Origin of the sequence: Aeromicrobium halocynthiae, from assembly GCF_039531385.1 — a bacterium.
Taxonomy (GTDB): domain Bacteria; phylum Actinomycetota; class Actinomycetes; order Propionibacteriales; family Nocardioidaceae; genus Aeromicrobium; species Aeromicrobium halocynthiae.
The window spans coordinates 63858-86438 of the sequence record NZ_BAAAPY010000004.1 but is presented as its reverse complement, the minus strand read 5'-3'; the positions used below and the strand labels follow the sequence as shown (position 1 = coordinate 86438).

The window sequence follows — 22581 nt, the reverse complement described above, 5'->3', positions numbered from 1 at the left end:
GTCTGTACCGTCCGGACGGTTCACTCACCGACTGGCGCACACGCGCCACCGAATGGCGCGAAGTCTTCCGCGAGTGGCGCAATCTGGGGCGACACGCCGTCTCGAAAGACCCAGTTCGCGCCACTCGCGGGTGACTGTGCGCCACTCGCGGGTGACTGTGCGCCACTCGCGGGTGACTGTGCCCCCTCGGTGTCAGGCGGTGGGGATCGTGGTGGCCTCGGCGCGGTTCGCGGCGGAGACCACGGCGCGCAGGGAGGCCATCACGATGTTCGCGTGGATGCCGACGCCCCACACGATCTCACCGGCGATCTCGCACTCGACGTACGCCGCAGCGAGCGCGTCGCCACCGGAGGACAACGCGTGCTCGGAGTAGTCCAGGACGCGGATGTCCGCGCCCGCCTGGCGCATCCCGTCGACGAAGGCGTCGACGGGACCGTTGCCCTCACCCTTGAACGAGCGCTGCTCGCCGCGGACGACGAGGTCCACGACCTGCTCGTCGCGACCGTCGGCCGACGTCGTCGAGCTGAACGTCACCAACGAGTACGGGTCCTCGCGGTCGAGGTACTCGTTCGTGAACGCCGCCCAGATGCCGGCCGGGGAGATCTCGCCCGCCTCGCCCTCGGTCAGCTCCTGCACCACCCGGCTGAACTCGATCTGCAGCCGACGCGGCAGGTCCAGCTGGTGCTCCGAGCGCAGCAGGTACGCGACGCCACCCTTGCCCGACTGGCTGTTGACGCGGATGACGGCCTCGTAGGTACGGCCGACGTCGTGCGGGTCGATCGGCAGGTACGGCGCCTCCCACGCGATCTCCGAGACGTCGATCCCCTGCTCGACAGCACGCCGCTCGAGGTCCTCCAGACCCTTCTTGATGGCGTCCTGGTGGGAGCCGGAGAAGGCCGTGTAGACGAGGTCACCGGCGTACGGGTGCCGCGGGTGGACCGGCAGGTTGGTGCAGTACTCGACCGTGCGACGGACCTCGTCGATGCCGACACCGCCGGCGGTGAAGTCGATCTGGGGGTCGATGCCCTGGCTGAAGAGGTTCATGCCGACGGTGACGAGGTCGACGTTGCCGGTGCGCTCGCCGTGCCCGAACAGGCAGCCCTCGACCCGGTCGGCACCGGCCATCAGCGCCAGCTCGGTGGCCGCGACGGCCGTGCCCCGGTCGTTGTGCGGGTGCAGGCTGATCGCGACGTTCTCACGGTGGTCGACGTTGCGGGAGAACCACTCGATCTGGTCCGCGTACGTGTTCGGGGTGGCCATCTCGACCGTGGCCGGCAGGTTGAGGATGATCTCGCGACCGTCCTCGGGCTGCCACACGTCCATCACGGCGTTGCAGACGTCGACGCTGAACTCCAGCTCGGCGCCGGTGAAGATCTCCGGGCTGTACTGGAAGCCGAACGCCGTGGTCGCCATGTTGAGCTCGGCGTGCTTCATGACCAGCTCGGTGCCGTGCGTGGCGATCGCCCGCACCTCGTCCTTGGAGGCGTTGAACACGACCCGCCGGAACAAGGGTGCGACCGCGTTGTAGAGGTGGATGTTGGCCCGGCGTGCGCCGGCCAGCGACTGCGTGGTCCGCTCGATGAGGTCCTCACGCGCCTGGGTGAGGACGGAGATGGTGACGTCCTCGGGGATGACGTCGTCCTCGATCAGCGAACGCACGAACGCGAAGTCCGTCTCGCTCGCCGACGGGAAGCCGACCTCGATCTCCTGGTAGCCCATCCGGACGAGCAGGTCGAACATGCGGCGCTTGCGGGCCGGCGTCATCGGGTCGATGAGGGCCTGGTTGCCGTCGCGCAGGTCGGTGGACAACCAGCGGGGCGCCGCGGTGATGGTCGCCGCGGGCCACGTGCGGTCCGGCAGGTCGATCGGCTCGAAGGCGCGGTACCGCCCGAAGGGCATGGGCGACGGCTTCTGCGGCGAGACGGGGTTGTTCTGCATGGTTCGGGTCTTCCTCGGGTCGTCGGTGGCGGGCCCGCCACTCGGGGGCGGTCGGTCATGCCGGACTCCGCGCCGAGGGATCCGACCTAGCGAACCTCGACGCGGCGACGAAGGAGAAGCCGCGCAGAACTCATGGCGTCCAGCGTAGCAGCACCGGGCGATGCCGTACCGCTCGCTCGACGACGGCCCCACCGCCCCGCACGGCGACGGCATCGACGCCCGCGCACCGAGCGGGTGTGCTGCCCCGCCGATACGCTCGATCCCATGAGCGACGAGCACTCCACCGCCGGGTCCTACGTGCACGAGGGCGAGGAGTTCGAGCGGGACATGGACTACATCCCCGACCGCCTCACCCGCGCAGGTGGCGAACCGGTCGACCACCGCGCGGGCACCGGCAAGGAGAGCCCGGCCGACGCTCCCCGCTGGCCCGTCGAGGCCGGCCGCTACCGACTCGCCGCCGCCAAGGCGTGCCCGTGGGCCAACCGCGCGATCATCGTGCGTCGTCTGCTCGGCCTCGAGGACGCCATCGGTCTCGGGCTCGCCGGACCCACGCACGACGCCCGCTCCTGGACCTTCGACCTCGATCCCGGCGGCAAGGACCCGGTGCTCGGGATCGAGCGGCTCCAGGAGGCGTACTTCGCGCGCTACCCCGACTACCCGAAGGGCATCACCGTCCCGGCGATCGTCGAGGTCGAGAGCGGGCAGGTCGTCACGAACGACTTCCCGTGGATCACCCACGACTTCTTCTTCGAGTGGACCGACCACCATCGCGACGGCGCCCCCAACCTCTGGCCCGAGAAGACGCGCGACGAGATGGAGGACGTCATGAAGCGCGTCTTCACCGAGGTCAACAACGGCGTCTACCGCTGCGGGTTCGCCGGGTCGCAGGAGGCGTACGAGTCCGCCTACGACCGGTTGTGGACGGCGCTGGACTGGCTCGAGGAGCGCCTCTCCACGCGGCGCTACCTGATGGGCGAGACCATCACCGAGGCCGACGTGCGTCTGTTCACGACCCTCGCGCGCTTCGACCCCGTCTACCACGGTCACTTCAAGTGCAACCGCGCCAAGCTCACCGAGATGCCGGCGCTGTGGGGCTACGCCCGCGACCTGTTCCAGACCCCCGGCTTCGGGGACACCACCGACTTCGAGCAGATCAAGCGGCACTACTACTACGTCCACATCGACATCAATCCGACGCAGATCGTCCCGACCGGACCGGACGTGTCGGTGTGGAGCACGCCCCACCACCGCGAGGAGCTGGGCGGCTCGCCGTTCGGCGACGGGACCCCGCCGGCCTGAGCCCCGGCGGCGCGTCAGCGCCGCACGTCGACGTTCCACAGCGACCGCGGCAGGAGCTCGGCTGCGAGACGGTCGCGTCGCGACCCCTGGGAGCGCAGGCTCCTCACCACCTGCTGCGCGTGGCGCGGGTCGGTGGCCACGAGAGTCTCGGTTCGCGCGTAGCGGCTCACCTCGACACCCTCCAGCAGGTGGTCGAGCGCGTCGGTGTCGGCGCCGAGAGCCCTGAGTCCGTCGGCCACGCGGCGCGGCGTGTCGGAGGATCGCACCTCCAGGCCACGGTCGAGACCGGTCGCGACGACCTCCGTCCACCACGCCTCGGGCCGGTCGGCGGCGAGACGACGTCGCCTCACCAGCTGTCGGAGGGCCCACGGCGCGAGGACCAGACCGGTCGTGGCGGCCAGCGCGACCATGAGCGAGCGACGCCCCGAGGGCGCGTCGTCGTCCACGACGGGGGCCGCCGCGTCCGCGCTCTGCCCCGGCGCCTCGGGCACGTCCTGCGGGACGCTCGGCACCTCGCCGACCGGAGCACCGGGACCCTGCGGCTCCTCGAAGGCGGTGGTCGTGCCGACCGACGGCGTCGGCTCGAACCCGACCCAGCCGACACCCTCGAAGAACAGCTCGGGCCAGGCGTGGAGGTCGTCGGACGTCACCTCGAAGACCTGCTGCTCGTCGTCGTCGAACCCGACCGCCCGGCCCGGCGCGTAGCCGACGACGACGCGCGAGGGGATGTCGAGCGAGCGGGCCATGACGGCCATGGCCGAGGAGAAGTGCACGCAGTACCCGGACCTCTCCTCGAGGAAGGTCTGCAGGACGTCGATGCCGTTGCCGTCGTAGTCGCCGGCGACGGGCGCGGTCTCGGAGTACTGGTACCGGGACCGGAAGTGCTCCTGCAGCGCGAGGGCGCGGTCGTAGTCGGTGTCGGCGTCAGCCGTCACCTGGGCGGCGGTCTCGCTGATGATCGGTGGCACCGCCGGCAACGAGAGGTAGTCCTGCAGGCCACCGCGGAACGGCTCGCCGAGCCCGCGCATCTGCTCGGCGGTCGGCTGCACCTCCAGGCTCGTGACCTCGTACTCCTGCCCCTCGCTGTTCGCGGTCCGCGAGCCGAGCGTCTGTCCGACGCGGTTCCACGACCACTCCTCGGACAGGCCGGACACGCGGGTCGCGGGGTACGGCACCGGCAGCATCGTGCTGCGCAGCCCCACCACGGAGATGGAGGTGGTCTGCGGCTCCGCAGGGATGTCCTCCCGCAGGACGAGGGCTCCCTCGGCCCGGCCGAGGGCGTCGCGACCCACCGGTCGCCACGTGCGTCCGTTGAAGTCGCGCAGCGTCGCGACGCGCAGGTAGGGGGTCTCCTCCAGCGTGGTCGTGTACGTCGCCGCCACGCTGGTCTCGCCGCGCCGCAGGTTCTGTCCCAGCTGCAGCATCGGGTTGATGCCGTCGCCGAACACCGTGGGGGGTGGCGCCCCCCAGTCACGCGCGACCGCGGTGACGTCGGGCAGGGCCGGTGGCACCACGACGGCGGCGAGCAGTCCCGTCGCCGCCGCGACGGCCGCCGGCACCATCGGGGCCCGCAGCGGCTCCGAGCGGGCCCACAGCACGACGAGCCACGCTGCGGCCGGCACCAGGAAGGCGCTCGCAGCCGGGGGACGTCCGGAGATCATCGACGGGACCACGAGCACCGCCAGCAGGAGCACACCCAGGAACCACACCCCCCGGCGCAGCCGCAGGAGGGCGAGGCCCGCGACCGTCAGCGCCAGGAAGGCCAGGGTCAGCACGAGCACGACCGGTCCGGCCGCCGGGGCGGGAGCGGCTTCCTCCATGATGAGCACGCGGGCACGGGCGAGCAGCTCGCGCAGCGCCTCCAGGGAGCCCGCCGTGGGGACCAGGCCGGCCACGAGGGTCTGAGGGACGAAGACGACGAGGACCGCGGTCGCACCCACCACGGCTCCGACGGCCTCGCCCGCCGGCACCCGCAGGGAACGGAGCACCAGGCTCGCGAGCACCGTCAGGCCGATCACGAGCGCGACCGTCAGCTGCCACGACCCCGCCTGGACCACCGTCGCGTAGCCGCGCAGCGACGCGACGAGCGCCACGAGGACGGCAGCGTGGCCCAGCCACAGGCTCGACGGTTCGTGCCGTCGGCGCACGGGGCGGGCCCGCGGGTCAGGTCGCAGCACGACGACCTCCGGACGGCAGTCCGCCCCACACGTCGGCCACGCCGTCACCGGATCCGTAGGTCCGTACCGACCACCCTGCCGCGTCGAGGACGGTCAGAGCCTCCGGCCGGCTGCTGCGGGCGGCCAGCACGACGACGTCCGCGTCCTCCAGCGAGCCCACCCAGTCACGGGCCCGGTCGGGCTCGATACTGCCCAGCAGGAGGACGACCGACGTCCCGGGACCGACCCCTCCCCGCGTGGGGTCGACGAGCTCCGGCGCCACCTGAGGCTCGAGGACGGCCAGGTCGACGAGCACGTCCTCGACCTGGTCCCCCTGCTCGCCGAGACGGCGCTCGAAGCCGTCGAGCGCCGTCACGGTGAGGTCGTGCCCGCGGTGCGCGAGGTGGTTCGTCAGCGACGCCGCGGCACACACGAGCCACTCGAGGTCCGTCGAGACCTCCCACCGACCGTGGCCGTCGCGCGCCGTGCCGAGCGAGAAGGCGTCGGTGTCGAGCACGACGGTGACGTGGCTGTCACTCTCCTGCTCCTCCTGGCGGACCATCAGCTCACCTCGGTGCGCGGTGGCCTTCCAGTGCACCCGCTTGAGGGCGTCACCCGGTTGGTAGGTGCGGGCGACGACGTCGTCGGGTCCCACGCCGGCCGGTCGAGGGTCCGGTCGGACGGCACCCTCGCGCTCGGGGACCGGGGGCCCTCCGTCGTGCAGGTCGACCACGCGCGGCAGCACCGTCACCTCGCTCGGCTCACCGACGGTGCGCCGCCGGACCACCAGGCCGAACGGGTCCTCGACCTCCAGGAGGAGCGGGCCGATGGCGTGGCGGCCGCGACGGACCCCGTGCACGACGTGCTCGACCTCCACCTCGTCTCCCCCACCGATGCCCGGCAGCCTCCCCTCGGCGTCGCCCACGACGGCGGACGGCAGCGCGTCGCGCCACCGGGCCGACGCCGAGGGGAGGCGGCCGAGGTTGCGCAGCACCACCGTGACGCGCGAGGGAGTCCCGGGCCGCAGCGACGGCGGGCTGACGACGCGACGCACGTGCGTGCGGGGCTGGGTCGCGAGCACGAAGGCGACGGCGAGCACGAGCAGCCCGGTCATCAGGCCGGTGACCCGCTGGAGCACGGGGAGCGACGCCGCCGGCGCGGCGACGAAGGCGACCCCGGCCACCACCAGGAAGCCGGTTCCTCGTCGGGTCAGTCGCAGCGACCTCACCGCGACCCGGACGCTCCCGCGGGGACGGGGGTCGAGGCCACGATCCGTCGGACGGTGTCCTCGACGCCCGCCGAGCCCCGCATGGGGACGAGGCGGTGGGCGAAGACCGCAGGGACGAGGGCCGCGACGTCGTCGGGCAGGACGTAGTCGCGTCCGTAGACGTGGGCTCGCGCCTTCGCGGCGCGCACGAGCTGCAGGGTGGCCCGCGGGCTGGCGCCGAGTCGCACGTCGGTGTCGACGCGGGTGGCGCGGGCGAGGTCGACGCAGTACCGCTCGACGGCGGCCGACACGTGGACGGCGCGGCACGCGGCGATCATCGCGCGGAGGTCGTCGATGCCGAGGACGGGCCGCAGCCGGTCGAGCGGGTTGGAGGCGTCGCGGTCGCGCACCATCTCCAGCTCGGCATCGACGTCGGGGTACCCCATCGAGATGCGGGCGGTGAAGCGGTCGCGCTGGGCCTCGGGCAGCGCGTACGTCCCCTCCATCTCGTAGGGGTTCTGCGTCGCGATGACGGTGAACGGCCGCTCCAGCGGACGGGTGACGCCGTCCACGGTCACCTGACGCTCCTCCATCGCCTCGAGCAGCGCCGACTGGGTCTTCGGCGACGCACGGTTGATCTCGTCACCGATGACGATGTTGGCGAAGACGGCGCCGGGCTTGAAGTCGAACGAGCCGGACGCCTGGTGGTAGACCGAGACGCCGGTGACGTCCGACGGCAGCAGGTCCGGCGTGAACTGGATGCGTCGCACCGTGCAGTCCACCGATCGTGCCAGCGCACGGGCGAGCATCGTCTTGCCCACGCCCGGCACGTCCTCGATCAGCAGGTGGCCCTCCGCCAGCAGCACCACGAACGCGGTCTCGACCGCCTCGGACTTGCCGTCGACGACGGACTCGACGTTCTCCAGGACCCGTCTCGCCGTGCTCATCGGACTCCCTCCGCCGCGGCCGAATGACCCCCATCATGACGGGCGGGCCCCGACGGCGCAGACGAACCGCGCGCTAGCGTCGAGGCATGGCCCGTCTGCTCCTCGTCCGACACAGCCCGACCGAGAACACCCGAGCGCTGGCCGAGGCGGTCGAGGCGGGGGCCCGCGACGACGCCATCGACGGTGTGGACGTGCAGTCGTCGTCACCCGACGGCGTCGACGCGGCGGCCGTGAACGCCGCCGACGGCGTCATCGTGCTGACGCCGGCGAACTTCGGCTACATGGCGGGCCTGGTGAAGGACCTCTTCGACCGCACCTTCCTCGACATCGGGGGCGCGTTGGCTGATGACGGGTCGGGCTCCGACGCGGCGGGGGCGAGCGGCCGCACGCCGTGGGCGCTCGTCGTGCACGGCCGCTACGACACCGAGGGCGCCGTCCGGTCGGTGGAGTCGATCGTCCAGGCGCTGCCGTGGCGTCGCGTCGCCGAGCCGCTGGAGGTGCTCGGTGACGTCACGGAGGCCGACCGTGAGGCCGCCTACGAGCTCGGCGCGACCGTGGCAGCCGTCATCAGCAGCTGACGTGCGCTCGCCCTGCTGGTGCAGGGTGGCACTGCGGCCGTCCCCGAGGGACGATGGGGGACATGGACCTGCGCCACAGCCTGCCCAGCCTGACCGCCGGCGCCCACGACGCCGACAGCGGCGAGGCCTGCGTCATGGAGTACGTCTCGGTGCTCGCCGGCGAGCCGTGGAGCGACCGGCCCGAGTGCACCCACCCCATCCTCGCGCACGAGGCGCGCACCGCCAACGACATGCTCGACGACGCCGACCGTCCGCGACTGGTCCCGCTGGTCGGTCGCCTCTTCGGCACGGCCGACGACTCGGCCGAGCTGCGGTCCCGCCTCCGGCTGACGCAGGTGCACCAGGTGTTGCGTCTGATCGCCGTCGGGGACCGCGCACCCGCCCTGACGGTGGCCGAGCGTGCCGAGGACGCGCTGCGACGTCCGGCCGCGCTCGACGAGAGCGCCGACGTGTCCGAGGCCGTGGCCCTCGCCCATGCGCTGCCGGTGCGGACCGGCGACCTCGACCTCGTGCACGCCCAGCACCACGTCGCCGCGTCCCGTGTCATGGCCTTCGCGCTGAACCCTGAGATGGGTGCGGCCGAGGCCTGGTCGCTCGCGGCGCTCGTCGCAGCGCACCGTCTCGCCGCAGGCGAGTGCCGCGCGGACTGCGGGTCCGAACGCTCTCGTGCGCTGCGGATGGTCCGCGACCTCGGCGAGCTGCTCGACACCTACGACGCGGTCACCGGTCGCGAGACCACGCCCGTCACCGACGGTGCCGCGCGACGGCTCGCCGCCGCGCTCTGAGATCTCCGGCCGCCCTCAGGTCGTGGCGTCGTCCCTCGTCCACGCGAGCAGCTCGTCGACCGGCCAGGTGTTGACGATCCGATCGATCGGGATGCCCAGGGCCGCCGCCCGGGCGCACCCGTGGTCCAGGAAGGCGAGCTGTCCGGGGGCGTGGGCGTCGGAGTCGATGCTGAACAGGCAGCCGGCCGCCAGGGCCACGGCCACGAGCTCCTCGGGCGGGTCCTGACGCTCGGGTCGGGCGTTGACCTCGACGGCCACGGCGCGCTCGGCACAGGCGGCGAACACGCGCTCGGCGTCGAAGCGGCTCGGCGGACGGGTGCCACGCCGTCCCTCCACGAGCCGACCGGTGCAGTGGCCGAGCACGTCGGTCGCGGGGTGCTCGACGGCGGCGAGCATGCGCCGCGTCATCGTCGCAGCGTCCGCGCGCAGGTCGGAGTGGACGCTAGCGACGACGACGTCGAGCTCGCGAAGCAGCCAGTCCTGCTGGTCCAGCGAGCCTTCGGCGAGGATGTCGACCTCGATGCCGGTGAGCAGCCGGAGGCCGCCGAGCTCCTCCTCCAGCCGGCCCACCTCCTCGACCTGGCGCACGAGGCGTTCGGCACTCAGCCCGTTGGCGACCCGCAGGCGGGGAGAGTGGTCCGTGACGGCGAGGTACTCGTGGCCGAGCCGTGCCGCCGTGTGGGCCATCGTCGCGAGCGGGGAACCTCCGTCCGAGGCGTCGGTGTGGGTGTGGAGGTCGCCGCGCAGGGCGGCACGCACCGCCTCCCCACCGGGGACCAGCGGACCCTCTCCCCGCGAGCGGAGCTCGGCGAGGTAGCCAGGCACCTCGCCCGCGACGGCCTGCTCGACGACCTCGGCCGTGCGCGGACCGACTCCCTCGACGGAGCGGAGTCGCCGGGTCTCGACCAGTGCCTCGACCTCACCGTGGGCGGCGAGTGCCGCCGCCGCACGGCGGAACGCCTCCACCCGATAGGTCGACGCGCGTTCGCGCTCGAGCCAGAACGCGATCTCCTCCAGCGCCTCGACAGGGTCCATGCATCCATCGTGCCCGCATTCCCCGTCGCCCGTACCTCGAGTCCTGAGCCCTGGGCCCTGAGCCCGTCGCTACCGTGGACCGCATGATTCGCCGCCGCGTCGTCGTCCACGGACAGGTGCAGGGTGTCTTCTTCCGGGCCTCCTGCGTGCAGGAGGCCCGACGCGTCGGTGCCGCCGGGTGGGTCGCGAACCGCCCGGACGGGACGGTCGAGGCGGTCGTCGAGGGTGACGAGGCGACGGTCGAGCACATGCTCGCGTGGTGCCAGGAGGGGCCGACGAGAGCGCGGGTGAGCCAGGTCGACGTCGCCGAGGAGCCAGCCGAGGGGCTCAGCGGCTTCGAGCAGCGCTGACGCACACCGGCGAGGTGTCAGAAGCCGAGCCGGCGCAGCTGCTTGGGATCGCGCTGCCAGTCCTTGGCGACCTTGACGTGCAGGTCGAGGTGGACCGGGGTGCCGAGGATGCGTTGGATCTGACCGCGCGACGTGGTGCCGATCTCCTTGAGACGCGCGCCCTTGCGGCCGATGATGATGCCCTTCTGGCTGTCGCGCTCCACGAACACGTGCGCCCGGACGTCGAGGAGGGGACGGTCCTCCGGACGGTCCTCGCGCGGGACGATCTCGTCGACCACCACCGCGAGGGAGTGGGGAAGCTCGTCGCGCACCCCTTCGAGCGCCGCCTCGCGGATCACCTCGGCCACGAGGGTCTCGGTGGGTTCGTCCGTGAGCTGGCCCTCCGGGTACAGCGGCGGCCCCTCGGGGAGGGTCTCCACGACGAGGTCGGTCAGCAGGGCCACCTGGTCGCCGGCGACGGCCGAGACGGGCACGATCTCGCGCCAGGGCAACCCGGCCTCCCGGCCGGCGGCGTCGATGGCCATGAGGTGCTCGCCGACGCGTTCGGGGCTCACGAGGTCGGTCTTGGTGGCGACCGCGATGACGGGCTTGCGGCGCAGTGCCGCGACCTCGCCGATGAGGTGGCGGTCGCCCGGCCCGATCCGCTGGTCCGCCGGGAAGCACATCATGACGGTGTCGACCTCGGCCCAGGTGGTGCGCACGAGGTCGTTGAGGCGCTCGCCGAGAGTGGTGCGGGGGCGGTGCAGCCCCGGCGTGTCCACGACGATCAGCTGGGCGTCGTCGCGGTGCACGAGACCACGGATCGCGTGCCGCGTGGTCTGCGGCTTGGAGGAGGTGATGGCGACCTTCTCCCCGACGAGCGCGTTCGTGAGGGTGGACTTGCCGGCGTTCGGTCGCCCGACGAAGCACGCGAAGCCTGACCGGAAGCCGCTCACGTGGTGACCGTCCGCTGGGGGGTTCCGGCGGCGTCGGCGACGACGACGTCCACGCCCGGCCCGGCGACGTCACGCACCGCGCCCACGGAGGGGTCCGCTGCCTCCCCGACGACCGCGCCCGCCTCCAGACCCGTGGCCCCGGAGGAGACCGCCATGGCCACGGCGAGATCGAGCGCTGTCATCTCGAGGGACGGCAACGCCACGGTCGCGGCCGCGTAGGTGCGCCCGTCCCGGTCGCGCACGGCCGCCCCCTCGGCGGCACCGGTGCGGGCCCGGGAGGCGCGCGCGAGCGTCACGAGCTTGGCGTCCTCGGGGGTCAGCTGCATGTCAGGCTCCTTCTCCGACGCTCTCGTCGGCACCGATGGCGAGGGTGGGCTCGGCGCGCCACACGCGGACGCGACCGATGCGGTTGCGGCGGCCCGACGGCGCCTCGGCGCGCAGGACGAGACCCTCGACCTCGACCTCGCTGCCGGGGATCGGGACCTTGCCCAGGTGCTTGGCGAGCAGGCCGCCGACGGACTCGACGTCGTCCTCCTCGAGCTCGACGTCGAACAGCTCGGCGAGGTCGTCGATGTCGAAGCGGGCGCTCACCCGGACGGCGCCGCCCGACAGGTGCTCGAGGCCGTCCGGCTCGGAGTCGTACTCGTCGGTGATCTCCCCGACGATCTCCTCGAGGATGTCCTCGATCGTGACCATGCCGGCCACGCCGCCGAACTCGTCGACGACGACCGCGACGTGCGTCCGTTGAGCCTGCATCTCCTTGAGCAGCGCCGCGGCGAACTTGGTGTCCGGCACGAAGTACGCGGTCCGCATGATCGACTCGACCCGCTCGGTCGTCTCAGCCTGGTGGTTGTCGAAGACCCGACGGGTGAGGTCCTTGAGGTAGGCCATGCCGACGACGTCGTCCAGGTTCTCACCGACCACGGGCACGCGCGAGTACCCCGAGCGCAGGCACAGCGACATGGCCTGGCGCAGCGTCTTTCCGGCCTCGATGTAGACGAGGTCGGGCCGGGGCACCATCACCTCGCGCACGAGGGTGTCGCCGAGGTCGAAGACGGACTGGATCATCTTGGACTCGTCGGACTCGATGACGCTGGAGGCCGCCGCGATGTCGACGAGCTCGCGCACCTCGACCTCCGAGGCGAACGGTCCCTCGGCGAAGCCGCGACCCGGTGTGAGCGCGTTGCCCAGGACGATGAGCAGCTTGGGCAAGGGTCCGAGCAGGGTCGTCAGCAGCACGACCGGTCCGGCCGAGGCGAGCGCGATGGCCTCGGCCCGTTGCCGTCCCAGGGTGCGGGGGCCGACGCCGATCAGCACGTAGGAGACGACGGTCATGGTGCCCCCGACGACGGCCAGCTGCGCGAGGACACCGTCGATCCGGTCGGCGACGACGATCGCGACGAGCACGATGCTGGCGGTCTCGCACAGCACGCGCAGCAGGAGCACGGAGTTGACGACCGGGGCGGGGTCGTCGAGCACCGTCACGAGGCGCAGCGCTCCCCCGCGACCGTCGCGCACGAGCTCCTCGGCCCGCGCCCTGGAGAACGAGGTCAGCGCCGCCTCGATGCTCGCGAGGAGTCCGGCGAGGACGGCGAGGACCACCGAAGCGACGATCGCCTCGGTCACTGCAGCGTTCCCTCGGACTCGACGTCGACGCCGCTCTCGACCTGGTGCCACTCGAGCAGGAGCCGACCCTGGAGGCCGAACATCTCGGCGTGCTCGGTGGCCGTGGCGTGGTCGTAGCCCAGCAGGTGCAAGATGCCGTGCGTGGTCAGCAGCGCGATCTCGTCCTCGGTGCCGTGACCGGCGGCGGGCGCCTGCTGCGCCGCCACCTGGGGGCACAGGGCGATGTCGCCGAGGTAGCCCTCGTCCTGGTCGTCCCAGGAGCCGGCGGCGGAACCCTCCTGGCCGGGCTCGACGCGGCCCGGGGAGAGCTCGTCCATGGGGAAGGACAGGACGTCGGTCGGGCCCTTCTTGCCCATCCACTGCTCGTTCAGCACGGCGATGGTGGCCGGGTCGACCAGACGGAGCGTCATCTCCGTGCCCGGGTGCAGCCGCATGCGTCGCATGACGAAGCGGCACAGCCGGGTCAGCGTGACGACGTCGACGCCGGTGCCCGACTCATCGAGGACGTCGACGTTCATGCTCCCCCTGCCGCGCGGCCGATCCGGGCCCGTTCTCGAAGGCGTCGTAGGCGGCGACGATGCGACCGACGAGCTTGTGCCGGACGACGTCGTTGGAGGTGAGCGTCGCGAAGTGGATGTCCTTGACCTCGGACAGGATGTCGCGCACGACGCGCAGTCCGCTCTTCTGGCCCGAGGGCAGGTCGACCTGGCTGACGTCGCCGGTCACGACGATCCGCGAGCCGAAGCCGAGGCGGGTGAGGAACATCTTCATCTGCTCGGGCGTGGTGTTCTGCGCCTCGTCGAGGATGATGAAGGCGTCCTGGAGCGTGCGACCACGCATGTAGGCCAAGGGGGCGATCTCGATGACGCCCGACGTCAGCAGCTTCGGGATCGTCTCGGGGTCGAGCATGTCGTGCAGCGCGTCGTAGAGCGGGCGGAGGTAGGGATCGATCTTCTCGCTCAGCGTGCCGGGGAGGTAGCCGAGGCGCTCGCCCGCCTCGACCGCGGGACGGGTGAGGATGATCCGATTGATCTCCTTGGCCTGGAGGGCCTGCACCGCCTTGGCCATCGCCAGGTACGTCTTGCCGGTGCCCGCCGGCCCGATCCCGAAGACGATCGTGTGCTTGTCGATGGCGTCGACGTACTTCTTCTGGTTCAACGTCTTCGGCCGGATGGTGCGACCACGGTTGGACAAGATGTTGAGGCTGAGCACGTCCGCCGGACGTTCCTGCGTCTCGGTGCGCAGGATCTGCAGCGACCGCTCGACCGTCTCGCGGGTCAGGCTCTGCCCGGTGCGCACGATGGCGACGAGCTCGTCGAGGAGTCGCTCGACGATCGCCGCCTCGGCCGGAGGTCCGGTGACCGTCACGACGTTGCCGCGGGCGTGGATGTCGGCCTCGAAGGACTCCTCGACGAGACGGAGGAACTCGTCCCCGGGTCCGAAGAGTGCGACGGCGTCGATGCTGGTGGGCACCGTGAAGGTGTGGGGCACGGAGCCCTCTGTGGTGGGGTCTTCTGTCATGGGTACTCGCAGTTTACGCCCGGGACCCGACAGGTGTCGAAGGCGAGGAGCCCGCTCACCCGGGCGGCCAGCCGAGGGAGCGGCCCGCGAGGACGTGGGCGTGGCAGTGGAAGACGCTCTGGTGGGCGTCCGCACCGGTGTTGAAGACGAGGCGGTACGACCCTCCGACCTCGTCGGCGACCTGCTTGGCCAGGCCCAGCACGGCGACGGCTGCGTCGGGATCGGCCTCGACGAGGCTCCCGACGTCCGGCTCGTGCCGGCGCGGGATCACCAGCACGTGCGTCGGCGCCTGGGGCGAGACGTCACGGAAGGCGTACGCGTGGTCGTTCGACGCGACCTCGTCGGAGGGCACCTCACCGTCCAGGATCTTGCAGAAGAGGCAGTCGCTCATGGTCCCTTCCTACCGCGTGTCGGCGGTGAGGGCGAGCGGCGACGAGCCCCCGGGACGTCGACCGTGACGCGACGTCCCGGCCCGGCCGTCAGCGGAACGCGCCCCTGATCCGGTCGAACACGCCGTTGCGGTGGCTCTCGCTCACCTCGGCGAGCGGCTTCTGCTCGTCGCGCAGCTCCGCCAGGCGCGCGAGGAGCTCGCGCTGCTCGTCGTCGAGGTGCGTGGGCGTCTCGACGACGACCTCGACGACGAGGTCGCCGCGTCCCACGCCGCGCAGTCGCGGGACGCCCTGGCCCTTGACCGTGAGCAGCTCACCGGACTGCGTCCCGGCGGAGATGTCGAGCCCGAAGACTGCGGCGGCGGGGTCGTCGGTGACGTCGGCCTCCAGCGTGGGCAGCTCGACGTGGACCCCGAGCGCGGCGGCCGTCATCGGGACGGTGACCTGGCAGCGCAGCTGGTCGCCCTTGCGGACGAAGACCGGGTGCCGCGCGACGTTGATCTCCAGGTAGAGGTCGCCCGGGGGGCCACCACCGGGGCCGACCTCACCCTCGCCGGCCATCTGGATGCGGGTGCCTTGGTCGACGCCGGCGGGGACGGAGACGCTGACGGTGCGGCGCGAGCGGACGCGGCCGTCGCCGTTGCACTCGTCGCAGGGGTCCGGGATGACGGTGCCGAAGCCGTGGCACGTGGGGCACGGACGCGACGTGCGGACCTGACCGAGCGGGGTGCGCTGGACGTGCTGCACGTCGCCGTGGCCGTGGCACGTGGAGCACGTGACCGGCTCGCTGCCCTCGGCCCCGCCGCTGCCCTGGCACGTCTCGCAGCGCACCGCGGTGTCGACCTTGATCTCGCGCGTGACGCCGAAGGCCGCCTCGGCGAGGTCGACGGAGAGCCGCAGGAGCGCGTCCTGCCCGCGCTGGACGCGCGAGCGTGGCCCACCACGGCTCCCGCCGCCCTGGCCGAAGAACGCATCCATGATGTCGTCGAAGCTGAAGCCCTGGCCGAACCCGCCGCCCGCTCCGCCGGCGGCCATGGGGTCGCCGCCGCGGTCGTAGACCGAGCGCTTCTGCGGGTCCGAGAGCACCTCGTACGCGCTCGTGACCTCCTTGAAGCGGTCGGCGGCGTCGGGGGCGTCGTTGACGTCGGGGTGCAGCTGGCGGGCGAGCTTGCGGTACGCCTTCTTCAGCTCGTCGTTGCTCGCGTCGCGGCCGACACCGAGCAGGGCGTAGTAGTCCTGTGCCATGGGTCGTGGGTTCCTCTCAGCCGTCGGCCAGGATGCGGCCGACGTAGCGGGCGACGGCACCGACGGCCGCCATCGTCGCGGGGTAGTCCATCCGCGTGGGGCCGAGGGTGCCGAGGGTGGCGAGCACCTGGTCCTGTGAACCGTACGCCGAGGAGACGACGGCGGCACCAGTGAGGCTGTCGTTGCCCGTCTCGGTGCCGATGCGGACAGTGGGGTCGATGGTGGCCTCACCGAGCAGCTTCAGCAGCACGACGTGCTCCTCCAGCGCCTCGAGCACGGGTCGGATGGCGCCGTCGAAGTCGCCGCCGAAGCGGGCGAGGTTGGCCGTCCCCCCGACGGCCACGCGCTCGTCGGAGCGCTCGTTGGAGAAGACGTGGGTGAGGGTGGTGACGACCGAGGTGACGATGGGTCGGTCCGCGGGCGCGAAGGTGTCGATGACCTCGGCGAGGCGCAGCGAGGCCTCCGGGATCCGCCGACCGACGGTGGCGCCGACGAGGCGTCCACGCAGGTCCGAGAGCAGGTCGTCGCCGAGGGTGCGCTCGATCTCGACGATGCGCTGCTCGACCCGGCCGCTGGAGGTGATGACGACCAGCAGCACGCGGGCGTTCTCCAGTGCCACCACCTCGACGTGGCGGACCGTGGACCGGGTGAGGGAGGGGTACTGCACGATCGCGACCTGGTTGGTCAGCTGGGCCAGCACCTTGACGCTGCGCTGCACGACGTCGTCGACGTCCACCGCTCCGGTGAGGAAGGTCTCGATGGCGCGGCGCTCGGGGCCGGAGAGCGCCTTGACGGAGGAGAGCCGGTCGACGAAGAGGCGGTAGCCCTTGTCCGTCGGGACCCGGCCGGCACTGGTGTGGGGCTGGGCGATGAGACCGTCGTCCTCCAGTGCGGCCATGTCGTTGCGGATCGTGGCGGACGAGACGCCCAGCTGGTGCCGCTCGACGAGCGCTCGTGAACCGACCGGCTCCTGCGTCGCCACGTAGTCCTCGACGATGGCTCGAAGGACGTCGAGGCGTCGTTCCTCGGCGCTCATCGCTCTCCTCTCCGCGCGTCGTCTGGCACTCCCCTGCACCAAGTGCCAGTCTAGCGAGGTGCCCGAGATCTCCCTCGTCGACGACGTCGTGACCGTCGTCGGACGCGAGCGCACGCTCACCCACCGCCCCCGGGAGGTCCGTCTGGACGACGGCACCGTGGTCGCGCACGAGTCCGTCGGCGGCACCCTGAGCTCGGCGTGGGCCACCGACCTCGGCGACCTCTTCGTCGAGGTGGTCCACCTCGGCGACGGGCCGCGCGGCGCAGAGCTCGTGCTCGTGGTGACCGAGCACGACGTCGTCTCGCTCGGCGACCTCTACGTCCACGACGTCCCGGCTGCGGTCCCTGCCACCTGGCCCGTGGCGATCGACCTGGCCCTCGGGCTGCTCACCGACGACACCCGCGTGCTCACCCCCTCCGGGGAGGTCACCCGCGCCGACGTCGAGGCTCTGCACCAGCGCCTGCTCGGGGTGCTGCATGGCTGACCGCTACGGGTCCGACGTGCTCGGCACCGACTGGCGTCGCCCACCGCGTGGCCGGACCACCGAGCAGACCGCTGACCTCGGGCTCGTGCTCGAGGACGCGACCAGTGGCTTCTGCGGGGAGGTCGTGGCCGTCGAGCGCGACCTCGGCACCGTCGTGCTGGAGGACCGCCACCTGAAGCGACGCACGTTCCCGCTCGGTCCTGGCTTCCTGCTCGACGGTGCGCCCGTCTCGCTGGTCGCCCCCACGCCTGCTGCACCGGCCGCGCCGACGCGCTCAGCCTCCGGCTCCCGCCTCGTCCGCGACCACCGGGCCAGGGTGGCCCTGCCGAGCCGGATCCTCGTCGAGGGCAAGCACGACGCCGAGCTCGTCGAGAAGGTCTGGGGCCACGACCTCCGGGTGGAGGGCGTCGCCGTCGAGATGTTGCACGGAGTCGACGACCTCGTCGCCGTCGTCGACGACTTCGCTCCGTCCGCCGGGCGTCGCCTGGGCATCCTCGTGGACCACCTGGTGCCGGGCTCGAAGGAGTCACGCATCGCCGAGCGCCTCGACGATCGGGACCACGTCCTGGTCGTCGGCCATCCCTACGTCGACGTCTGGCAGGCGGTCAAGCCCGCCCGTCTCGGCGCGCAGACGTGGCCGAGCGTGCCACGCGCCGTCGAGTGGAAGCGCGGTGTCTGCGCCGCGTTCGGGTGGCCACACGAGAGCCAGGCCGACGTCGCCCGCGCCTGGCAGCACATCCTGTCGAGGGTGAATTCCTGGACCGACCTCGAGCCGGCCTTCCTCGGCCGGGTCGAGGAGCTCATCGACTTCGTGACCAGTCCCTGAGCACCGCGAGGCCCGGCCGACTCAGAAGGTCACGACCGTGCTGCCGAGCAGGGCGTCGGCACCAGCGGTCCCGGCGGTGTTGAGCCCGTAGAGGTACACGCGGTGCTGGCCGGTCACCTCGCTCGGGCGCCACCATCGGAACACGAAGTACGCGGTGCTGAACTCGAACTGCTCCATCGGCTCGGACTCACGGGGAGCCCCGATCGTGACGAGGTAGCGGACGGGCCGGCCGGGGCGGTCCGGCTCGCTCGCCGAGCCCTCGATCGTCACGACGCCGTCCCGTGCCGAGGCGGCGTCCAGGCGGCCCGAGACGGACCCGTCCGAGCGCGGGTACCGGATGAAGACCTGCGGATAGTGCGCGCCCTTCGGGATCCTGCGCCACGCGAACGTCCGGTCCATGTTGTCCTCGGAGACGACGACGGTGCCGTTGCGCAGCACCTTCTCGACGTAGGCGACATGCCCAAGCTTGCCCGAGGCGCCTCGGTGGGCACCCCACCACGCGATGTCACCGCGGCGCGGCGTCCTGACCACCGGCACCCCGGTCCGTCTCGCCGCCGCAGCCCAGGTGATGGCGGACCCGGTTCCCGGCGGCCGTGCCGTCAGACGCTTGGCCGTCAACCGGTAGGCGGCATAGTTCGTGCAGTTCGTGCCCGGCGACATGTTCCAGTGCGAGACCTTCTGGCGGACGCGGTACCCCGCGTGTCCGTAGCCGCGCTTCTCGCACTGGCTGAATCCCTTGCACAACGACGTGCTGGCGGCCTCCGCCGAGGCCGGCAGCCCGAAGACGGCCGTTCCGATGATCATGACGATCACAGTCGGCCAATGCGCGTAGCGCATCGCTCCCTCGCCAACTCCCTCGAGCTGTTGAATTGTTCTCCCGCGGGAAGCGTACTGCGAGCTCAGGACCTGTGTGAGGTGAATCACGGGAAGAAGACCCCGCTGACATGGTCCATCCGAACCAGGTCCGCCTCCTCACCCTGGGGGCGGAGCCGGTGTCACGTCAGGTCGCGGACGACGGCGTCCGCCAGGAGTCGTCCCTCGAGCGTCAGGACCACCCGGTCGAGGTCGACGTCGACGAGACCACGGCGCTCGAGGTCGGCGAGCGCCGAGCCGCGCGACGCGACGAGGGAGGTCGGCACTCCCTCCCGAAGCCGCGACCGCAGCATCACCTGCTCCATCCGCTGCGTGGCGTCGTCGACCACCTCGGCGTCGAGCTCCGGCGAGCGTCCGGCGGCGAGACGCCCGGCGTACGCCGCAGGATGCTTGACGTTCCACCACCGCCGGCCGGCGACGTGGGAGTGGGCCCCCGGCCCGATGCCCCACCAGTCGTCGCTGCGCCAGTACAGGAGGTTGTGCCGGCAGTGCGCCGACTCGTCCCGTGCCCAGTTGGAGAGCTCGTACCACCCGAGCCCTGCGGCACCGAGCCGCTCGTCGGCCAGCAGGTACTTCTCGGCCGTCTCGTCGTCGTCGGGCATGGTCACCTCGCCGCGGCGGACCTTCCGGGCGAACGCGGTGCCGTCCTCCACGATCAGCGCGTAGGCGCTGACGTGGTCGGGCTCGAGGGCGACGGCCTGGTCGAGGGTGTGCTCCCAGTCCTGCAGCGACTCCCCGGGCGTGCCGTAGATGAGGTCGATGCTGAGCTGGTCGAACCCGGCCTCCCGCGCCCAGCGGACCGCCTGCGGCACGCGCTCGGGATCGTGGGTGCGCTCGAGGGTGGCGAGGACGTGCCGGACCGCCGACTGGACACCGAAGGAGATCCGCGTGAAGCCGCCCTCCCGCAGGATCCGCAGCCCGGTGGCATCCACGCTGTCGGGGTTCGCCTCGGTCGTGACCTCTGCACCCGGCGCGAGGCCGAGGGTGTCGTCGACGGCACCCAGGATGCGCACCAGGTCCTCTGCCGGCAGCTGGGTGGGGGTGCCGCCACCGAAGAACACCGTCTCCACCGGACGTGGACCGACGGCCTCGGCCATCCGGTGCACCTCGGCGATCGCCGTGTCGGCGAAGCTGGCTCGGGTGGCGCCCTCGCCGAGCTCGTCCGCGGTGTAGGTGTTGAAGTCGCAGTAGCCGCAGCGCACCGAGCAGAACGGGACGTGGACGTAGACACCGAACGGGTCGTCCGCCGCAGAGCCGTCGATGCGGCCGTCCGCCGCTGTGCCGTCGATGCGGCCGTCCGCCGCTGTGCCGTCGATGCGGCCGTCCGCCGCTGTGCCGTCGATGCGGCCGTCCGCCGCTGTGCCGTCGATGCGGCCGTCCGCCGCGGGCACGACGAGGGGCCGGACGCTCGATGCGTCCGGCCCCTCGTCGTTGCTCACTCAGCCAGCGTAGAAGGAGTCCAGCAGCTCCTTGTTGTTGGCCTCCACGACGTTGCGCTTGACCTTCATGCTCGGCGTGATCTCACCGGACTCGATCGACAGGTCGTGGTCGAGGACCGCCCACTTCTTGATCGTCTCCCAGCGGTTGAGGCGGGAGTTGAGCTCCTCGATCTGACCGCCGATGATCTCCTGGATCTTGTCGGACTTCACGACCTCGGAGTAGGACTTGCCGCTCATGCCGTTGTTCTCGGCCCACTCGGCGACGGCGTCGGGATCGAGGGTGATCAGCGCGGAGCAGAAGTTCCGCTCGGCGCCGTGCACCAGGATCTGGCTCGTCAGCGGGCTCAGGCCCTTGAAGATGCCCTCGATGTGCGGCGGCGCGACGTACTTGCCGCCGGAGGTCTTGAACAGCTCCTTCTTGCGACCGGTGATGTAGAGGAAGCCGTCGTCGTCGAAGCGGCCCTCGTCGCCGGTGTGCAGCCAGCCGTCGTCGGAGACCGTGGTGGCGCTCTCGGCCTCGAGGTTGTGGTACCCGCCCATGACGCCCGGGCCCTTGATGAGGATCTCGCCGTCCTCGGCGATCCGGCCCTCGGTGCCCGGCATCGGCATGCCGACCGAACCGATCTTGAAGTTGTCCGGGTGGTTGACGAAGGAGCCCGCGGAGGTCTCGGTCAGACCGTAGCCCTCGAGGATCAGGACGCCGGCGCCGTGGAACCACTCGGCGATGTCGGAGGACAGGGCCGCCGCGCCGGAGATGAAGAAGCGCACACGACCGCCGAAGCGGTCTCGGACCTTGGAGAAGACCAGCTTGTCGGCCAGGCCGTGCTTGATCTTCAGGCCCGTGCCGATCGGACGACCCTCGCGCTGCGCGCGGGAGTACTCGCGACCGACACCCTCGGCCCACTTGAAGATCTTGAGCTTGGCGCCGCCCTCCTCCTCGACCATGCCGACGATGCGGCCGTAGGCCTTCTCGAAGATGCGCGGTGCGGCACCCATGAAGGTGGGCTTGACGATGGCGAGGTTCTCCACGATCTTCGGCACCCGGCCGTCGATGGCGGCGGGGAAGCCGACCTGGAGCTGGGTGGTGAGCAGCACCTTGCCGAACGAGTGGGCCATCGGCAGCCAGCGGAACTCGAGGTCGTCGATGCTGAGGAAGCCGCCGGCGGCGATCGCGGCGCCCTCGTAGGTCCACCCGTCGTGGCTCAGGCGGACGCCCTTGGGGCGACCGGTGGTGCCGGAGGTGTAGATGAGCGTGGCGAGGTGGCCGGGCTCGATCGTGGCGACGCGGTCCTGCACCGCCGTCGGGTTGGCGGCGAGGTGCTCCTTGCCGAGCGCTTCGAAGTCCGACAGCGAGATGATCCAGTCACCGTCGTTGAGGGTGCTCTCGAAGGTCACGACCTTGATGACGTCGGGCAGCTCCGAGCGCTTCTCGAGCAGCTTCTTGACCTGCTCGTCGTCCTCGGCGAAGACGACGCGGCTCGAGGAGTCCGACAGGATGTACGCCTCGTCGTCGACGGTCGTGGTCGGGTAGACCGTCGTCGTCGCGCCGCCGGCGGCGTTGATCGCGAGGTCGGCGAAGATCCACTCGTACCGGGTGTTGGAGACGATCGCGACGCGCTCCTCGGACTGCAGCCCGAGGGCGAGCAGTCCGGCAGCCAGCGTGGTGACCTCGTCGCCGGTCTCGGACCAGGTCAGCGAGTGCCACGTGTCGTTCTCGTCGGGGAAGCGGTAGGCCTCGCGGTTCGGCGACTCGGCGACACGGTCGAAGAACATCTGCGCGACGTTCTTGGCACGGTTCTCGACGAACTGGAGCTGCTCGGGGGTGGCGGTGGTCGGCATGACTTCCTTCACATGTCGGGCGCTGAGGGGGGTGTGGTGCGCCTCACCTTAACCTACTCACCGGTCACCTCGG

At 71.5% G+C, this 22581-nt stretch carries 22 protein-coding genes; 6 read left to right on the top strand and 16 right to left on the bottom strand.

The features are described from left to right. Positions 1 to 192: 192 nt before the first annotated feature. Entirely contained in the window at positions 193 to 1938 is a 1746-nt protein-coding gene (gene leuA, locus ABD213_RS07430) for a 2-isopropylmalate synthase (protein ID WP_344326467.1), read from the bottom strand. Positions 1939 to 2202: 264 nt separating this feature from the next. Here leuA and ABD213_RS07425 point away from each other — a divergent pair, with 264 nt between their 5' ends. Further along, entirely contained in the window at positions 2203 to 3237 is a 1035-nt protein-coding gene (locus ABD213_RS07425; protein WP_344326465.1) for a glutathione S-transferase family protein, read from the top strand. 14 nt (positions 3238 to 3251) lie between these two features. Here the strand turns inward: ABD213_RS07425 and ABD213_RS07420 are convergent, their stop codons facing one another. From ABD213_RS07420 to ABD213_RS07410, 3 genes are read right to left on the bottom strand one after another with little or no spacing between them, the layout of a single operon-like run. Next, complete coding sequence (locus ABD213_RS07420) at positions 3252 to 5414, bottom strand: transglutaminase TgpA family protein (protein ID WP_344326463.1); 2163 nt, start codon at positions 5412 to 5414, stop codon at positions 3252 to 3254. Further along, positions 5401 to 6621 (bottom strand): DUF58 domain-containing protein, encoded by a 1221-nt coding sequence (locus tag ABD213_RS07415; protein WP_344326461.1) that lies wholly within the window; start codon positions 6619 to 6621, stop codon positions 5401 to 5403. Before ABD213_RS07415 ends, ABD213_RS07420 begins: the two co-directional genes overlap by 14 nt. Continuing rightward, on the bottom strand, positions 6618 to 7547 hold the full coding sequence (locus tag ABD213_RS07410) for an AAA family ATPase (protein ID WP_344326459.1): 930 nt from the start codon (positions 7545 to 7547) through the stop codon (positions 6618 to 6620). Before ABD213_RS07410 ends, ABD213_RS07415 begins: the two co-directional genes overlap by 4 nt. An 86-nt stretch (positions 7548 to 7633) precedes the next feature. Between ABD213_RS07410 and ABD213_RS07405 the strand changes: the two genes are divergently transcribed. Beyond that, positions 7634 to 8125 (top strand): flavodoxin family protein, encoded by a 492-nt coding sequence (locus ABD213_RS07405; protein ID WP_344326456.1) that lies wholly within the window; start codon positions 7634 to 7636, stop codon positions 8123 to 8125. Positions 8126 to 8187: 62 nt separating this feature from the next. Further along, complete coding sequence (locus ABD213_RS07400) at positions 8188 to 8910, top strand: hypothetical protein (protein WP_344326454.1); 723 nt, start codon at positions 8188 to 8190, stop codon at positions 8908 to 8910. Positions 8911 to 8925: 15 nt separating this feature from the next. Here the strand turns inward: ABD213_RS07400 and ABD213_RS07395 are convergent, their stop codons facing one another. After that, a complete protein-coding gene (locus ABD213_RS07395) occupies positions 8926 to 9945 on the bottom strand; it encodes a PHP domain-containing protein (protein ID WP_344326452.1) in 1020 nt (339 codons plus the stop codon). A gap of 83 nt (positions 9946 to 10028) precedes the next feature. Between ABD213_RS07395 and ABD213_RS07390 the strand changes: the two genes are divergently transcribed. Next, positions 10029 to 10295, top strand: coding sequence for an acylphosphatase (locus ABD213_RS07390; RefSeq protein ID WP_344326450.1), 267 nt, complete (start codon positions 10029 to 10031; stop codon positions 10293 to 10295). Between the two features lie 17 nt (positions 10296 to 10312). Here ABD213_RS07390 and era read toward each other — a convergent pair whose 3' ends face one another. From era to hrcA, 8 genes are all read right to left on the bottom strand, one after another. Continuing rightward, the gene (era, locus tag ABD213_RS07385) at positions 10313 to 11230 is read right to left on the bottom strand and encodes a GTPase Era (protein ID WP_344326448.1); all 918 of its coding nucleotides are present in this window, start codon (positions 11228 to 11230) and stop codon (positions 10313 to 10315) included. Further along, positions 11227 to 11556 (bottom strand): cytidine deaminase, encoded by a 330-nt coding sequence (locus ABD213_RS07380; protein ID WP_344326446.1) that lies wholly within the window; start codon positions 11554 to 11556, stop codon positions 11227 to 11229. The genes era and ABD213_RS07380 overlap by 4 nt, the downstream gene beginning before the upstream one ends. 1 nt (position 11557) lies before the next feature. Next, a complete protein-coding gene (locus ABD213_RS07375; RefSeq protein ID WP_344326443.1) occupies positions 11558 to 12856 on the bottom strand; it encodes a hemolysin family protein in 1299 nt (432 codons plus the stop codon). Continuing rightward, complete coding sequence (gene ybeY, locus ABD213_RS07370) at positions 12853 to 13374, bottom strand: rRNA maturation RNase YbeY (protein ID WP_344326441.1); 522 nt, start codon at positions 13372 to 13374, stop codon at positions 12853 to 12855. The genes ABD213_RS07375 and ybeY overlap by 4 nt, the downstream gene beginning before the upstream one ends. Further along, the gene (locus tag ABD213_RS07365; RefSeq protein ID WP_344326439.1) at positions 13352 to 14377 is read right to left on the bottom strand and encodes a PhoH family protein; all 1026 of its coding nucleotides are present in this window, start codon (positions 14375 to 14377) and stop codon (positions 13352 to 13354) included. Before ABD213_RS07365 ends, ybeY begins: the two co-directional genes overlap by 23 nt. Before the next feature lie 55 nt (positions 14378 to 14432). Continuing rightward, positions 14433 to 14768: an HIT domain-containing protein gene (locus ABD213_RS07360; RefSeq protein ID WP_344326437.1), complete on the bottom strand. Its 336-nt coding sequence runs from the start codon at positions 14766 to 14768 to the stop codon at positions 14433 to 14435. Positions 14769 to 14856: 88 nt separating this feature from the next. Continuing rightward, positions 14857 to 16011 (bottom strand): molecular chaperone DnaJ, encoded by a 1155-nt coding sequence (gene dnaJ, locus ABD213_RS07355; RefSeq protein WP_344326435.1) that lies wholly within the window; start codon positions 16009 to 16011, stop codon positions 14857 to 14859. A gap of 16 nt (positions 16012 to 16027) precedes the next feature. After that, positions 16028 to 17047 (bottom strand): heat-inducible transcriptional repressor HrcA, encoded by a 1020-nt coding sequence (hrcA, locus tag ABD213_RS07350; protein WP_344326432.1) that lies wholly within the window; start codon positions 17045 to 17047, stop codon positions 16028 to 16030. A 58-nt stretch (positions 17048 to 17105) separates the two neighbouring features. Here hrcA and ABD213_RS07345 point away from each other — a divergent pair, with 58 nt between their 5' ends. Both ABD213_RS07345 and ABD213_RS07340 read left to right on the top strand, forming a co-directional pair. Then, the gene (locus ABD213_RS07345) at positions 17106 to 17531 is read left to right on the top strand and encodes a hypothetical protein (protein WP_344326430.1); all 426 of its coding nucleotides are present in this window, start codon (positions 17106 to 17108) and stop codon (positions 17529 to 17531) included. Beyond that, the gene (locus ABD213_RS07340) at positions 17524 to 18357 is read left to right on the top strand and encodes a DUF3097 domain-containing protein (RefSeq protein ID WP_344326428.1); all 834 of its coding nucleotides are present in this window, start codon (positions 17524 to 17526) and stop codon (positions 18355 to 18357) included. Before ABD213_RS07345 ends, ABD213_RS07340 begins: the two co-directional genes overlap by 8 nt. A 21-nt stretch (positions 18358 to 18378) precedes the next feature. Here the strand turns inward: ABD213_RS07340 and ABD213_RS07335 are convergent, their stop codons facing one another. The 3 genes from ABD213_RS07335 to ABD213_RS07325 form a co-directional block, all read right to left on the bottom strand. Beyond that, entirely contained in the window at positions 18379 to 19161 is a 783-nt protein-coding gene (locus ABD213_RS07335) for a CHAP domain-containing protein (protein ID WP_344326426.1), read from the bottom strand. 191 nt (positions 19162 to 19352) lie between these two features. Then, entirely contained in the window at positions 19353 to 20519 is a 1167-nt protein-coding gene (hemW, locus tag ABD213_RS07330) for a radical SAM family heme chaperone HemW (protein ID WP_344326858.1), read from the bottom strand. A gap of 150 nt (positions 20520 to 20669) precedes the next feature. Continuing rightward, positions 20670 to 22508, bottom strand: coding sequence for an AMP-dependent synthetase/ligase (locus ABD213_RS07325; RefSeq protein WP_344326424.1), 1839 nt, complete (start codon positions 22506 to 22508; stop codon positions 20670 to 20672). Between the last annotated feature and the right edge of the window lie 73 nt (positions 22509 to 22581).

Bases quoted from the DNA above. Each gene is read 5' to 3' on its own strand.
- leuA (WP_344326467.1), bottom strand. From the start codon at position 1,938: ATGCAGAACAACCCCGTCTCGCCGCAGAAGCCGTCGCCCATGCCCTTC.
- ABD213_RS07425 (WP_344326465.1), top strand. From the start codon at position 2,203: ATGAGCGACGAGCACTCCACCGCCGGGTCCTACGTGCACGAGGGCGAG.
- ABD213_RS07410 (WP_344326459.1), bottom strand. From the start codon at position 7,547: ATGAGCACGGCGAGACGGGTCCTGGAGAACGTCGAGTCCGTCGTCGAC.
- ABD213_RS07405 (WP_344326456.1), top strand. From the start codon at position 7,634: ATGGCCCGTCTGCTCCTCGTCCGACACAGCCCGACCGAGAACACCCGA.
- ABD213_RS07400 (WP_344326454.1), top strand. From the start codon at position 8,188: ATGGACCTGCGCCACAGCCTGCCCAGCCTGACCGCCGGCGCCCACGAC.
- ABD213_RS07395 (WP_344326452.1), bottom strand. From the start codon at position 9,945: ATGGACCCTGTCGAGGCGCTGGAGGAGATCGCGTTCTGGCTCGAGCGC.
- ABD213_RS07390 (WP_344326450.1), top strand. From the start codon at position 10,029: ATGATTCGCCGCCGCGTCGTCGTCCACGGACAGGTGCAGGGTGTCTTC.
- ABD213_RS07380 (WP_344326446.1), bottom strand. From the start codon at position 11,556: ATGCAGCTGACCCCCGAGGACGCCAAGCTCGTGACGCTCGCGCGCGCC.
- ybeY (WP_344326441.1), bottom strand. From the start codon at position 13,374: ATGAACGTCGACGTCCTCGATGAGTCGGGCACCGGCGTCGACGTCGTC.
- ABD213_RS07365 (WP_344326439.1), bottom strand. From the start codon at position 14,377: ATGACAGAAGACCCCACCACAGAGGGCTCCGTGCCCCACACCTTCACG.
- ABD213_RS07360 (WP_344326437.1), bottom strand. From the start codon at position 14,768: ATGAGCGACTGCCTCTTCTGCAAGATCCTGGACGGTGAGGTGCCCTCC.
- dnaJ (WP_344326435.1), bottom strand. From the start codon at position 16,011: ATGGCACAGGACTACTACGCCCTGCTCGGTGTCGGCCGCGACGCGAGC.
- hrcA (WP_344326432.1), bottom strand. From the start codon at position 17,047: ATGAGCGCCGAGGAACGACGCCTCGACGTCCTTCGAGCCATCGTCGAG.
- ABD213_RS07340 (WP_344326428.1), top strand. From the start codon at position 17,524: ATGGCTGACCGCTACGGGTCCGACGTGCTCGGCACCGACTGGCGTCGC.
- ABD213_RS07335 (WP_344326426.1), bottom strand. From the start codon at position 19,161: ATGATCATCGGAACGGCCGTCTTCGGGCTGCCGGCCTCGGCGGAGGCC.
- ABD213_RS07325 (WP_344326424.1), bottom strand. From the start codon at position 22,508: ATGCCGACCACCGCCACCCCCGAGCAGCTCCAGTTCGTCGAGAACCGT.